Source organism: Acinetobacter sp. YZS-X1-1 (assembly GCF_000804305.1).
GTDB lineage: Bacteria > Pseudomonadota > Gammaproteobacteria > Pseudomonadales > Moraxellaceae > Acinetobacter > Acinetobacter variabilis.
In genome coordinates, this window is the sequence record NZ_JWHB01000003.1 from 166,934 (window position 1) to 180,481 (window position 13,548).

The following is a 13,548-nucleotide window of genomic DNA, read 5'->3' on the forward strand; positions in this document are numbered from 1 at the left end:
TTATAATCATGTCTAACTTTAAGAAAAATGATATAGAAATAGATGATGGATCATCGATTAAGCAGCAAACATTTTGTTAGTTTAGGGATTTTGGCAATTGCGATTATCTTTGCCAGTATTCAACCTTTAGAAATGGAATCTTATCTGCTCCATCAAACAGGTACGGTTTTTATGATCGTTATGTTGATCTTGTGCCTGTATAAAATCGGATTGAGCTTCTTCAGTTTCAACCTTTATCTGGCTTTTCTGCTGATTCATGTGGTTGCTGCACATTATCTGTATTCTTATGTACCTTATAATGAATGGACTCAGACACTCTTTGGCTTTGACCTGAATGCTGCCATGGGCTGGTCACGCAACATGTTTGACCGTTTTGTGCACCTGGCTTTTGGTCTTTTACTCTACCCGGTATTTTACCGGTTGTTTCAGGTCTGGCTGCCGCAGCAGAAACCTGTGGTCATTTTCCTGCTGGTGATTCAGTTTGTGGTGGTCAGCAGCATGCTCTATGAATGGCTGGAATGGCTGATTGCCATTGGTCTATCTCCTGAGGAAGCTGAAAACTATAATGGACAACAAGGTGATATGTGGGATGCACATAAAGATATTTTGCTGGCAACCATTGGCGCTATATTTACGGGGAGTATCATGCTATTACAAAAAAAGCCCATAGAAGCAAGCTCTTAAACTCAGCATCTCATTGAATTAAAGTGTGTCATCACAAATTTAATGAGCTGCATATTTTTCAATTATGGAAGTGGGCAATATCGCATCCAATCATCTTTCATTTTTTGCAATTCATGACCCGTCAATATCTCGCTGTAATAAATAAAATAGGTGGCATCAGGATATTGAATCTCATGGCGGAACATCATGCCACGCAGTGACACAGATAACTCCTCAGGAAAATCCTCTAAATTCAATTCTTCAAACTCGTAATTAAAATAACAATTTTGCGTTGCAAGATATGCTTCAGCGACAGCCATGTTTCTGCTCTAACAGTAAAATATGCTTTATTTTATATGATTTACCTCAGTGCTGGTCGGCATTTCAGTGGGGTCAATCCATTTAACAAACTTAGATTTTGACAAGTGTGGGTATTTAAACTTATCTAAATACTCAAAACAGACCCTTTGCCCTTTCGGCATTTTCTCAAAATGCTGATCGAAATATAAATAACGACTATACTTGGCACCATTGAAGCGAATGATCACGCTTTCATGCTGAGTTCCACCTCGAGTTTTATATACCTGATAAGACTGCACCACACCACATTCTTTCGATGAAGTAACGGGTGGATTATTTGGCTTTAAAACACCATATAATAGAAAAATACATGCACCAGGTAGAAAGCTCAGCCAAAACAGAATCTTCTTCGAATCATTATTTATGAGTTTGGCTTCAGCATAGAGCATACATAACATCGGAATAAACACGATGTTAAAGAATCCCAATAATAAAATAAACGTGAGCATATGAGCCTAGACTCAACCAAAGTACTTCACTTATATCATAATGATTTGATTTCAAAAATAAAAAAGCCCACCAAGTGAGCTTTCCATATCATTTTTAGAGCAATAAATTAAAGTTTCGGATCACGCATCTGAACCAGATTTGAATTGGCTTTGGTTAGCGTATCTACCACTTTATCCATCACCGCGGGGATAAAAGAATCTGCGATTTGTGCTGCTTGCAAACCTAGTTTTTCGCCCAGCGTTGGTTTTTTACGGGTCTGGATTAAATACACATCATGTTGCGGTAAAAGACCTAGCAGATATTCATCAGAAGTTTGCAGTTTATCTACCAGATTCAGGTCTAGGGCATCCTGACCATACCAGTGTTCACCCGTTGCCACTTTTTCAACATTTAACTGTGGACGATATTTTTCCACGAAGTGTTTAAATAAGGCATGTGTCTGTTGCAATTCTTCTTCAAACTTGGCTTTGCCCTCTTCGGTATTTTCACCAAACATGGTCACCGTACGTTTATATTGACCCGCAGTATAAAGTTCAAAATCGATCTTGTTTTCTTTCAGTAGACGGTTAAAGTTTGGCACCTGTGCCACTACCCCAATTGAACCCACAATCGCAAACGGTGCAGAAAGCACTTCATTTGCAATACACGCCATCATATAACCGCCACTGGCTGCAACTTTATCGACACAGATGGTCACATGAAAACCCGCTTCACGTAAGCGCACCAGCTGCGCAGCTGCAAGACCATAACCATGTACCATGCCACCCGGACTTTCTAAACGTACAATGACACGATCACGACCAGCTTTGGCTGTAGATAGAATCAGGGTAATTTCTTCACGCAAGCTTTCTACTGCTGACGCAGCCATATCACCTTTAAAATCGAGTACATAGATTTTCTGGTTAGTTTTCTTACGCGCACGCGCTTCTTTTGACAATTGCTGGCTCAATTGCAAAAGTTCCAGTTTAGACGACGTTGTTTGCGCTATTTTTTTTCGTTGCTCATTAATGCGCGCATTCAAATGACTAATACGGATTTCAGCGGGTAATTTGGGGGTATGAAATAACATAAAAATCGGGTCTCAATTATTTATATAGGTTTCAATTTAAGATAAGGTCAAATGAATTTTTTTCAATAGAATATTGTTGTTTAATTGCTGAAACTGAGCAGTATCCATATGGTCTTAGTAAGGCAAAAATAATTCGCACTATAGAAAATTAATACCATGTTGATAACCTGCCCAGACAATAACTCCTAGCAATATAGCAGAATTCGTATATAAGGCTTTTTCCTGCTTTTTGAAATAGAAATTCAAACTGAGTCCATACAGCAATCCAATCAGTATATAAAACATTCTGCCGCCTTGTAATTGATGCCACAGACCACCGATGCTTAAACTTAATGCGATCAGCAGCATCAGAAAAACTGACATCGTTTTGAGTGTTTCCATAGCGGATGCAACCTTTTCTTAACATCTATCTTTTGACAGCTCTGCCATGTCAAAGACGGCATATTCTATAAGAATTTCGGGCACAATAGGATTCGGTTTATTTTTCCACATTTCACTGATTAAATTGATATATCTTATTCTTTCGTTACTTTTGGATATAAAAAAAGAGCTTTTTAGCCCTTCTTTCTTGAGATAAAACTTCTTAACCAAAACGCCCGGTAATATAGGCTTCTGTAAGCTGATGGTCAGGCTGAGTAAAGACTTTCTCGGTCGAGTTGACTTCAATCAGATCACCTAAATGGAAATAAGCAGTCCGATCAGAGACTCGCGCTGCCTGCTGCATGGAGTGAGTCACAATAGCAATGGTGTATTGGGTTGAAAGTTCAGAGATCAGTTCTTCAACTTTAGCTGTTGCAATCGGATCGAGTGCTGAACAAGGTTCATCCATCAGAATCACTTCAGGAGAAACGGCAATCGTCCGTGCAATACATAAACGCTGTTGCTGTCCGCCCGACAACCCTGTACCCGGCTGATTTAAACGGTCTTTGACTTCATCCCACAGCCCTGCCTTACGCAAGCTGTTTTCTACGATTTCTTCCAGATCATATTTATCCCGTGCCAGACCATGCAATTTTGGTCCATAAGCGACATTATCAAAAATTGACTTTGGAAATGGGTTTGGCTTTTGGAAAACCATACCAACTTGTGCACGTAGTAACACCACATCTAGATTTGGATCATAGATATCTTGATTATCCATCATCACTTTACCTGTTACACGGCAGCTATCAATGGTGTCATTCATACGGTTTAAGGTACGTAAGAATGTTGACTTACCACAGCCAGATGGACCAATAAATGCAATCACTTCATTTGCATAAATATTTAGGTCAATTCCTTTAATGGCTTCAGTCTCACCGTAGTAAACATGAACATCTTGTGTGCTAATTTTTACATCAGTAGGTTTGGCATCTTTCTTTTGACTTGTCTGTGTATCGAACTGAGACACAAACGAAGTCGATGGCTGTTTTTGACTGCCCTGAGCAGAGGTAAATTGCGTTGGTTCTGGATTCACGGACTTATCCTGTTCTAAGGAATTCTGTTCTAGAGTAATAACTGTATTCATATAATGCTCTCAATTACCAGCGTACTTCAAATTTCTTACGTAGCCAAATGGCTAGACTGTTTAAGCCAATCATCAGTGCAAGAAGTACAATAATCGCTGCTGCGGTACGTCCTTCGAAGAAGTTACGCAATTCATTCCCCTGCCATAAGAAAATCTGAACAGGTAAAGCAGTCGATTGATCAAGTGGCGTAGCAGGTACGTTTGCAACGAAGGCGCTCATACCAATGAGTAATAGTGGTGCTGTTTCACCTAAAGCTTGGGCAACACCAATAATACCGCCCGTTAAAATACCCGGCAAAGCCAATGGCAATACATGGTGGAAAACTGTTTGTAAGCGTGATGCACCTAAGCCTAAAGCGGCTTGGCGAATCGAAGGTGGAACGGCTTTTAAAGATGCACGCGTTGTAATAATTACGGTTGGTAGTGTCATTAAACTTAAGACCAAACCACCCACAACAGGTGCAGAAAGTGGCATATGCATCCAACCAATAAAGATTGCTGCACCCAACAAACCAAATACGATCGATGGTACTGCTGCAAGGTTATTGATGTTGACTTCAATAATGTCAGTAATCCAGTTTTTCGGTGCAAATTCTTCAAGGTAAATAGCAGATGCCACACCAATTGGAATAGACAACACAATCACAATCAGCATCATAAATAGCGAGCCCATAAATGCGCCTGCTAAGCCAGAAGTTGCTGGTGAACTACGTGAATCTGGATTTTTAAAGATTTCTGTATTGAAGCTATTCGTGATTACACCATCGGCTTTTAACTGATCGGCCAATTGACGTACTTCAGGGCTCAGCTGTTGCTGTTCATCTGGAAGACTACGGTCAATATTACCTGCTAACCATACATCGACATTCGCATCAGCTAAAATTCTGAAGTCCTGCGTTTTACCAATCAGTGACGGATCTTTCATCACCATATCACGTAAGCGATAAGCTTCGGAACTGGTGTAAATACTATTCAACTCATCACTTTGATTTGCAATTTCAGGTGCTTTTTTAACAATGCCATTAACAATGAGCGCATCCCAATCCACCATACCCATTTCAGTTTGCCAAGCGATAAAACGCTCTTCAAACTGTGCAGGTGACTCACCTCCTTTTTGAACCGGTTTAGGACCGACTTGAATAATTGCTGGATCAAAAAACACTGGCACAGTCATGCTACTTTGCCAAAATGCAGGTAAGCCTTTTGCCAAGATACTGCCAAATAGCAAAGCAACAAATAATAAACCTGTAATGACCGCACCGAAGCCAAACATACGAAATGTCTTTTCTTTACGGTGACGCTTTGCCAATGAGCTTTCGATGATTTTTTTACGCTTTTCACGCTGCTCAGCAGCAGCTTGCGGATCGAATGTTTGATCCATATTTGATGTATTAATCGTACTCATTCGTATTGCTCACGGTATTTACGCACGATGTACAGCGCAACAATATTCAGACCTAAAGTAATTACAAACAGCGTTAAGCCCAATGCAAAAGCAACCAAGGCCTGAGGACTCGCAAAATCTGTATCACCTGTTAATTGATTCACAATGGTAATTGTGACTGTCGAAACCGCTTCGAGTGGATTGATATGTAACAGCGGACTATTACCAGCGGCTAGTACCACAATCATGGTTTCACCAATGGCACGTGATGCTGCAAGCAAGAACGCACCGATAATACCTGGCAATGCTGCTGGAATAACCACTTGGCGAATCGTTTCAGATTTTGTCGCACCTAATCCGAGTGAACCATCACGTAGTGCTCGTGGCACTTGAGTAATGATGTCATCTGATAATGAAGAGACAAATGGAATAATCATAATGCCCATGACAAAACCAGCGGTTAAGGCACTTGTCGCATTAATTTCGAGCCCAATCATTGCGCCTAAATCTTTAGCAAATGGACCAATGACCATTAAAGCAAAGACACCATAAACAATGGTTGGAATACCTGCCAATACTTCAATCGCAGGTTTTGCCCATGAACGAAAACTTGGTTTTGCATATTCAGCAAGATAGATCGCAATCATTAAACCAACAGGAACAGCTACCAATAATGCGATACCACTCACCATGAGCGTACCCCACAATAAAGGTAACAAGCCGTAACTGCCTTCTGCACTTCCCGAAGTACTAAAACCTGGGTTCCATTCAGTACCAAAGAAGAAGTCGAGAGGATTAACAAAACTAAAGAAGCGCATTGCTTCACTAAACATCGACATGACAATACCGACAGTGGTCAAAATCGCCACGCCTGAACATAGTGCCAATGCTACATTTAAGACTTTTTCAACTTGATTTCGTGCACGATATTTTTCTGCAATGCGACGTTTAGCCATCACTAAACCAATCAATGCCGCACTTACAACAACTGCTAATTTCGCGAATGAACCAATGTTCTCAATTTTCTTTAACTGTTCTGCTGCTGCAAGTTCATAAGCAGCTGGTGTATCGCTCACCCCAAAACCCGAAGCCAATGCTTGTACACGCTCAACCATCACGCTTGTACTCGCCGGATCTAGCGTCGCACGAATTTGTTCAGGCACATGATTTAAAATGACTTGTTGAAAAATACTTGGTTCAACTAAATTCCAAACAATCAGAATTAAAAATGCTGGGATACCACACCACAACGCGACCAATGCACCATAGTAACCCGGTCGAGAATGCAGCATCGCTGAGTTATTCCCTTTACCTGCAAGTTTACGGCTCTTGGTTAAGCCAACTTGATAGGCAATGGCAATAATCGCCAGTAACACACCAATGAGGAGCAGATTCATGTAATCTCCACTGTTTCTTCAATTACACACTTTGAAAAAACGGTTTCTTTGCAAAAAACCAAAGGCAGGTCGACCCTGCCATTGGCTATTTCCATACTTTTATTTAACAGCTTTACCCGCTTTGAAGTTTGCTAGTACCGCAGCACGTTCTTTGTCAGACATTGAAATCAGACCAGCTTTTTCAAGCTTAGAACCTTTACCAGATACTTTTTTGCTTACAAAGAATTCTGTAAATTCTTTCAAGCCTTTGATTGATTTAAGATGTTCACCTTTCACGTAGAAGAACAATGGACGTGATACAGGGTAAGAACCATTCAGAATTGTTTTCTCAGATGGAGCTACGTTGTTAACTGTCGCTACACGTAATTTGTCACGGTTTTGATCATAGAAACCTAAACCAAAAACACCGACTGCATTTGGAGATGTTTTTAAACGTGCCAGTGTTTCAGTGTAGTCGCCAGAAATTTCAATCACACGGCCATCTTTACGGAATGTAGAACATGCCTTTTTCTGTGCATCTTTATCTAACTTCGCAAATGCTTGGTAAGTTTCACAGCCAGCATCAACCATTTTTTCTTGGAACACTTCACGTGTACCGTGGTTTGATGCAGGAATCACTAAAGTGATTGCTTCATTTGGAAGTGTTGGATCAATTTGGTTCCAACGTGTATATGGGTTTGCAACCATTTTACCGTTAGATGGTAATTCAGCAGCTAAAGCAGCGAATACATGTTGTGGACGTAATTTGAATGCCGCTTTTTTAGCGTTTGATGCAAACACGATACCGTCATAACCTACTTTAATCTCAAGAACTTGGTTTACACCTGCTTTTTTACAAGCTGCAAGTTCAGTGTCTTTAATTTTACGAGATGCATTAGCAATATCGATAGTGTTATCACCAACGCCATTACAGAATTGTTTCAAACCACCCGAAGTACCACCAGAACCTACAACAGGTGCTTTAAATTGTGGGAATGTATTACCAAACTCTTCTGCAACAATACTCGCGTAAGGCAAAACTGTAGAAGAACCAGCAATTTGGATCGTGTCACGAGCTGCATTTGCAGTTGTTGCAACAGCTACCCCTGAAAGTGCCAACGCAATTGCGATATGATTGAAGCGCATTCTCATCTCTCTTTATTGATGCATTTATTGGAGTACGCCACTTTCTAATAAAGTCTTGTACTTTTTCGATACACGCATTTTGATTTTAGAATATGACAGCCGGGTTACAGCTTTATGACGGTTTTATGATAATTAATTCGTTACCTGCTCAAGACAATATAATAGAAAAAAGACCCTTTTCAGGGTCTTTTTATTTAAGTGGTGGGTTCAGTAGATTCAGGCAAGAGTACCGGTTTCCTGCGATATTTCATCACATACATCACCGTCAAAAACAGCAACCAGACCGGCACCAATGCAACGGCAATCTGCATTTCTTTGGTAAAGCTCATGATCATTAAAATCATGATGATAAATGAAATTGTCAGGTAATTACTCCAGCGGCCAAACAGGCTTGGGAATGCGGTCGTCTGCTGCTGTTCCTGCATGGCTTTTCTGAATTTCAAATGGGTCAGTGAAATCATCAGCCAGTTAATTACCAAAGCAGAAACCACCAGTAGCATCAGAATACCGAAAGCTTCACCCGGCATGAGGTAATTCATTAATACACAGATACCGGAGACTGCTGCCGAGAATAGAACAGCATTTACTGGGATACCCCGGCGGTTAATTTTCTTTAAAAATGCCGGTGCATTACCCTGTTGAGCCAGACCCAACAACATGCGGGTATTACAATAAATACAGCTGTTATAGACCGAAAGTGCAGCAACCAGAACTACAAAATTAAGAACATTCGCCACACCCTGACTGTTCAATGACTGGAAAATCATTACGAACGGACTACCGCCCTGCGCCACCAGATTCCATGGATACAGACATAGCAACACGCCAATGGCACCAATATAGAAAATCAGTACACGGTAGACAATCTGATTCACTGCTTTTGGAATGGTCTTTTCTGGATTTTTGGTTTCACTGGCAGCAATACCAATCAGCTCCAGCCCACCAAATGCAAACATAATCACGGCAAGTGCCATCATAAAACCTGACCAGCCCTCAGGGAAAAATCCGCCATGCTGCCACAAATTTGTCACACTGGCCTGACTTCCTGCAGAACCGCTAAACAGCAGATAGATCCCGAATCCGATCATGCTTAAAATGGCAATAATCTTGACCATGGAAAATATAAATTCACTCTCACCGAAGAATTTGACATTGACCAGATTAATACCATTCATGAGCAGGAAGAATGCCAGTGCCGTGAGCCAGGTCGGAATCTCCGGCCACCAGAACTGAACGAAAGTACCAATTGCACTCAACTCAGCCATACTGACTAAGACATAGAGTACCCAATAGTTCCAGCCTGAAATAAAGCCTGCTTTTTTGCCCCAGTATTTATTGGCAAAATAACTGAATGAACCACTAACCGGTTCATGCACCACCATCTCACCCAATTGGCGCATGATCAGAAATGCAATGATGCCCGCAATGGCATAGCCTAAAAGTACTGATGGACCTGCCAGCTGAATCGTATGTGATAAACCTAAAAATAATCCTGTACCGATCGCTCCGCCTAAGGCGATTAGCTGGATATGCCGGTTGGAAAGCTGTTTTTTTAATTGATGATCTTCAACATCCATATTGTCACTCCTTGTGAACAATTTTTTTAATTTCTACATTTTGCTAGATTGCCTTTTTGTAGGGAGGTGTATTCTGCTCAACCAGCTGCTTATAACCATATTCACCATAGTCATAGCGTGCCACAACTTCAGCAAACTGTTTTAAGCGTTGTGGAGCATCCATACGTGGAAGTTGCAGTTCAATCAGACATAATTCCTCAGCCTGATGAACCTGTGCGAGTGTACGCTTTAATTCTGCCGGGGTTTTGACTATATGAGCCTGATGCGGGGTATCTGCAGAAAAGACTTGGGCAAACTGGCTGTATTGCCAGTTCTGAATATCGTTGTACTTGGCATTTTCACCCATAATCAAACGTTCAATGGTATAGCCGCCATTATTTAAAATAAAAATGACAGGTTTTAAGCCTTCTCTTAATAAGGTAGAAAGCTCCTGAATGGTCAGCTGAATCGAACCATCCCCAATAAATAACAGATGACGGCGCTTCGGTGCAGCAAGCATACTGCCAAGCAAGGCAGGCAAGGTATAACCAATCGATCCCCAGATCGGTTGAACCAGATACTTAGCAGTCACAGGTAAAGTCAATCCTGATAAACCTGCATTGGCAGTGCCCACTTCTGCCACAATCACATCATCTTCCTGTAAGAACTCAGAAATTTGCTGCCAGAGTGCAGTTTGGCTAAGCGCAGTATTTTCTTCGATCTGTTGAGTTTGTAACGATGGTTTCGGTGCAGGATTAAAAGTACGTGGTTGATCATCTAAAGTCTGTTTTGAGATGGCTTGGATCAATTGAACTAAATCCAGTCCACTGATCATCTGCCCATCCAAGCAAAGACAGGAATCCGCCAGATACAGCATATTTTGTGCGGATACACGATGTGAGAAAAATGCTGTGGCAACATCGGTAAAACGTGGCCCAATGGCAATCAGACAATCTGACTGCTCTACCAACTGATAAGTCGATGCTGCGCTTGCTGCACCTGCATAAACGCCCGCATATAAGGGGTGACTTTCATTCATGATATTTTTGGCAGTAGACAGACAGGTATAGGGAATCTGCATGCGCTCAGCCCAATTTTGCAGCATATCGGTAAGCTGGAAAATTTCTGCTTCATTGTCAATGAGCAGGACTGGCTGACGTGCCTGTTTGATGCGTTTGGCTATCCGTGCCGCAGTTTCTTGCAGAAGTTTTGGATCACTCTGTGGACGGCTCAGATCCAGAGGCTGCTTAGGTACTTTAATCTGAAGATGGGTAATATCCGATGGAAGCTGAATATGAACCGGTCGACGCATCAATATACATTGCTTCAATACCCGGTCAATTTCACTCACTGCATTGGCTGGAGTCAAACGTGTCTGTGCTACGGTAAATTCGCGCATGCAGTTCATGATATTGTCATAATCGCCATCGATCAGAGTATGGTGTAACAAAGCACCCTGTTCTACGGCATGTAAAGGCGGAATACCGGAAATATGCACCATGGCAACCTGCTCGGCATATGCACCTGCAATGCCGTTAATCGCGCTCAGGTCACCCACACCATAAGTAGTGAGCAAAGCACCGACACCATGCAGACGTGCATAACCATCTGCTGCATAAGCTGCATTTAGCTCATTACAGTTACCGATAAATTCCAGTTTTGGATCAATTTCGATCTGTTCTAAATAGGAGAGATTAAAGTCACCTGGCACACCAAAAATATGCTGAATTCCTAGTTCTTGCAGGCGCTGATTAAGGTACTGACCAATTTCCATAAACATTATTATTTTCCCTATCACTTATTATGCTTCAATTACAGAATATTGCATTTCATTTTCTGATTTCGTGCATAATGCAAGTCACAATGATTCAAAAACACATAAAACGTGTATCGGATAAGGATTCAGTGCAATGGATGCAATGGATAAATTTGACTGGAAAATCATCCAGGCTTTGCAAAAAAATGGGCGCCTGACGAATCAGGAAATCGGGGATTTAATCGGTCTGTCAGCCTCTCAATGTTCTAGACGGCGTCAGCTGCTGGAGCAAAAAGGAATTATTTTGGGTTATAGCGCCTGCATTCATCCTGAAGCTTTGGGAATTGCAGTTTTGGCTATGGTTCAGGTCAATCTCAAAACACATGACGCAGCAGCCAAGATCGCTTTTCAACAATTGATTGAAGAAGAAGAAGCCATTCAGGAAGCTTTTTCTTTAAGTGGTGATGCAGATTTCATGTTAAAAGTAGGCGCTAAAAATCTGGAAATGCTGGCAAATTTTGTGACTGAAAAATTGCTGAGCTGTAATTTTATTGGTCATATCAAATCTTATATTGTCTTAGATAAATTCAAGCAATTACATTTTGATTTTCAGGCTGCCCGCCCTTTATTACGTTGATATATTTTAAGTAAAAGAAAAAAGCTCAAGTTCAACTTGAGCTTTTTTTGATTTAATTTTTATTGATATGAACAACCTGCTGAATCGTATTTTCGAGCAGGCCACTCAGTCCGAACTGGGCACCGATACCTGAATGCTTCCATCCACCAAAAGGTACATGCGGGAAAATCTCACCATGCGTATTGATCCATGCCGTACCACAACTCAGCCGTTGAGCAAACTGCTGCGCCTGCCCCAGATCGGATGACCAGATTGAGCCACCTAAACCAAAATCCGTATTGTTGGCTTCAGTCAGTACTTCTTCAATATCGTGATAACGGATCAAAGGTAATACCGGACCAAACTGCTCTTCCTGTACCAGACGGCTATCTGGGCTTACCTTGGTCACAATCGTCGGTGCAATAAAATAGCCTGTATCCGGTAGATTCTGACCAGATGTCATGACTATTGCCCCTTCATCCCGGGCTTCCTGAATCATGGCCTGAACTTTTTGGTATTGCTTAATATTTTGTACCGGACCAAAAGTAGTTGTCTCGGCTAAACCATCTCCCAGAGACTGTTGCTGCGCGACTTTTACTAATTCCTGTGCCAGTGCATCATACTGACTGTCATGTACATACAGGCGCTTCAACGCAGCACAGGTCTGGCCCATGTTGATAAAAGCTCCATGAAAGATTCGGACTGCCATTGCCTGAATGTCGGTATCTGGCAAAACAATGCCTGCATCATTGCCACCAAGTTCCAGTGTTAAATGCTTGAAAGTCGCAGCTGCGTTCTGCATGATTCTTTGACCAGTTGCGGTCGAACCGGTAAATACCACTTTGGCAATTGCAGAGTGACTGGTCAGCTTGGCACCGACCTCACCGCCTCCAGTAAGTATAGATACCACTCCAGGTGCAACTTCTTCCTGAATCAACTCACCGAGTCGAAGGGTCGACAATGGGGTAAATTCTGAAGGCTTATTGATCACTACGTTGCCAGCGCGAATTGCCGGCATTATATGCCAGACAGCAATCATTAAAGGCCAGTTCCATGGAGTGACCGATGCCACAACCCCTAAAGGCCGATGATGCAGTTCGATCCGTTTATTGGCATCATCCTGTAAGATTTCAGTTTCAATCTTGAGTTCTGCCTGATAGCGGGTCCAGGCAATAGCCCCACCGACTTCAAATTCAGCCAGCGCATAAGGTTTGCCCTGCTCCTGCACCACCAAACGCGCTAACTCTTCCCGATGTTCTTCAATACGATCCGCAATACGATGCAAGATTGACTGTCGCGTGGCATCATCCGTATTTTTCCATTGATGAAAAGCCTGCTCGGCACTACGGATGGCGTCTTCAATTTGTGCTTCTGAGGGAGAAGAACACAGTGCCAATACCTGCTCATCAGCAGGATTGATCACTACAAAACTTTCGGCAGCGCCTTGTATCATTTTTCCTTGAATAATACAGCCAACGGGTTGGGATACATGCAAATTAGTCATCTCTTCATCCTGAATTAGATATTTTTGTTGTTCCCTGACATTAGCTGATTTTGTCTGAATGGAGCTTGCATATCACATTAGGCATAAAGTCCTGAATGCACATTTTGTGCATGAAAAATAGAATAAGCATCTTTCAGAATGCTTCTAAGCGCTTCAAATAT

13 protein-coding genes are annotated in these 13,548 nt (G+C 41.8%); 2 read left to right on the top strand and 11 right to left on the bottom strand.

Annotation, left to right across the window (positions count from 1 at the left end; translation table 11 throughout):
• The first annotated feature begins 42 nt into the window (after positions 1–42).
• Positions 43–684 carry a DUF2238 domain-containing protein gene (locus tag RJ01_RS03285; protein ID WP_034170035.1) on the top strand — a complete coding sequence of 214 codons (642 nt, stop codon included), beginning with the start codon at positions 43–45 and terminating at the stop codon, positions 682–684.
• A gap of 62 nt (positions 685–746) precedes the next feature.
• Here RJ01_RS03285 and RJ01_RS03290 read toward each other — a convergent pair whose 3' ends face one another.
• From RJ01_RS03290 to RJ01_RS03340, 10 genes are all read right to left on the bottom strand, one after another.
• On the bottom strand, positions 747–983 hold the full coding sequence (locus tag RJ01_RS03290) for a hypothetical protein (protein ID WP_005234962.1): 237 nt from the start codon (positions 981–983) through the stop codon (positions 747–749).
• Positions 984–1,010: 27 nt separating this feature from the next.
• Entirely contained in the window at positions 1,011–1,472 is a 462-nt protein-coding gene (locus RJ01_RS03295; RefSeq protein WP_005234958.1) for a hypothetical protein, read from the bottom strand.
• Positions 1,473–1,579: 107 nt separating this feature from the next.
• Positions 1,580–2,542, bottom strand: coding sequence for a protease SohB (gene sohB, locus RJ01_RS03300; protein WP_005234956.1), 963 nt, complete (start codon positions 2,540–2,542; stop codon positions 1,580–1,582).
• 138 nt (positions 2,543–2,680) lie between these two features.
• Positions 2,681–2,923, bottom strand: coding sequence for a hypothetical protein (locus RJ01_RS03305; RefSeq protein WP_034170036.1), 243 nt, complete (start codon positions 2,921–2,923; stop codon positions 2,681–2,683).
• A gap of 202 nt (positions 2,924–3,125) precedes the next feature.
• A complete protein-coding gene (gene pstB, locus RJ01_RS03315; RefSeq protein WP_005234950.1) occupies positions 3,126–4,049 on the bottom strand; it encodes a phosphate ABC transporter ATP-binding protein PstB in 924 nt (307 codons plus the stop codon).
• A 13-nt stretch (positions 4,050–4,062) separates the two neighbouring features.
• Positions 4,063–5,454 carry a phosphate ABC transporter permease PstA gene (gene pstA, locus RJ01_RS03320; RefSeq protein ID WP_005234946.1) on the bottom strand — a complete coding sequence of 464 codons (1,392 nt, stop codon included), beginning with the start codon at positions 5,452–5,454 and terminating at the stop codon, positions 4,063–4,065.
• Complete coding sequence (gene pstC, locus RJ01_RS03325) at positions 5,451–6,830, bottom strand: phosphate ABC transporter permease subunit PstC (protein ID WP_005234942.1); 1,380 nt, start codon at positions 6,828–6,830, stop codon at positions 5,451–5,453. Before pstC ends, pstA begins: the two co-directional genes overlap by 4 nt.
• Positions 6,831–6,929: 99 nt before the next feature.
• A complete protein-coding gene (locus tag RJ01_RS03330; protein WP_005234940.1) occupies positions 6,930–7,955 on the bottom strand; it encodes a substrate-binding domain-containing protein in 1,026 nt (341 codons plus the stop codon).
• A 194-nt stretch (positions 7,956–8,149) separates the two neighbouring features.
• Entirely contained in the window at positions 8,150–9,532 is a 1,383-nt protein-coding gene (locus RJ01_RS03335; protein WP_034170038.1) for an amino acid permease, read from the bottom strand.
• A gap of 43 nt (positions 9,533–9,575) precedes the next feature.
• Positions 9,576–11,291 (bottom strand): alpha-keto acid decarboxylase family protein, encoded by a 1,716-nt coding sequence (locus tag RJ01_RS03340; RefSeq protein ID WP_034170039.1) that lies wholly within the window; start codon positions 11,289–11,291, stop codon positions 9,576–9,578.
• Between the two features lie 139 nt (positions 11,292–11,430).
• Between RJ01_RS03340 and RJ01_RS03345 the strand changes: the two genes are divergently transcribed.
• Complete coding sequence (locus tag RJ01_RS03345) at positions 11,431–11,904, top strand: Lrp/AsnC family transcriptional regulator (protein WP_034170074.1); 474 nt, start codon at positions 11,431–11,433, stop codon at positions 11,902–11,904.
• A 52-nt stretch (positions 11,905–11,956) separates the two neighbouring features.
• Here the strand turns inward: RJ01_RS03345 and RJ01_RS03350 are convergent, their stop codons facing one another.
• Entirely contained in the window at positions 11,957–13,387 is a 1,431-nt protein-coding gene (locus RJ01_RS03350) for an aldehyde dehydrogenase family protein (protein ID WP_052209066.1), read from the bottom strand.
• Positions 13,388–13,548 lie beyond the last annotated feature (161 nt).

What these genes read in the sequence shown, in the direction of transcription:
- RJ01_RS03285 (WP_034170035.1), top strand. Translation starts at nt 43, where the DNA reads ATGATGGATCATCGATTAAGCAGCAAACATTTTGTTAGTTTAGGGATT.
- RJ01_RS03290 (WP_005234962.1), bottom strand. Translation starts at nt 983, where the DNA reads ATGGCTGTCGCTGAAGCATATCTTGCAACGCAAAATTGTTATTTTAAT.
- RJ01_RS03295 (WP_005234958.1), bottom strand. Translation starts at nt 1,472, where the DNA reads ATGCTCACGTTTATTTTATTATTGGGATTCTTTAACATCGTGTTTATT.
- sohB (WP_005234956.1), bottom strand. Translation starts at nt 2,542, where the DNA reads ATGTTATTTCATACCCCCAAATTACCCGCTGAAATCCGTATTAGTCAT.
- RJ01_RS03305 (WP_034170036.1), bottom strand. Translation starts at nt 2,923, where the DNA reads ATGGAAACACTCAAAACGATGTCAGTTTTTCTGATGCTGCTGATCGCA.
- pstB (WP_005234950.1), bottom strand. Translation starts at nt 4,049, where the DNA reads ATGAATACAGTTATTACTCTAGAACAGAATTCCTTAGAACAGGATAAG.
- pstA (WP_005234946.1), bottom strand. Translation starts at nt 5,454, where the DNA reads ATGAGTACGATTAATACATCAAATATGGATCAAACATTCGATCCGCAA.
- pstC (WP_005234942.1), bottom strand. Translation starts at nt 6,830, where the DNA reads ATGAATCTGCTCCTCATTGGTGTGTTACTGGCGATTATTGCCATTGCC.
- RJ01_RS03330 (WP_005234940.1), bottom strand. Translation starts at nt 7,955, where the DNA reads ATGCGCTTCAATCATATCGCAATTGCGTTGGCACTTTCAGGGGTAGCT.
- RJ01_RS03335 (WP_034170038.1), bottom strand. Translation starts at nt 9,532, where the DNA reads ATGGATGTTGAAGATCATCAATTAAAAAAACAGCTTTCCAACCGGCAT.
- RJ01_RS03340 (WP_034170039.1), bottom strand. Translation starts at nt 11,291, where the DNA reads ATGTTTATGGAAATTGGTCAGTACCTTAATCAGCGCCTGCAAGAACTA.
- RJ01_RS03345 (WP_034170074.1), top strand. Translation starts at nt 11,431, where the DNA reads ATGGATAAATTTGACTGGAAAATCATCCAGGCTTTGCAAAAAAATGGG.
- RJ01_RS03350 (WP_052209066.1), bottom strand. Translation starts at nt 13,387, where the DNA reads ATGACTAATTTGCATGTATCCCAACCCGTTGGCTGTATTATTCAAGGA.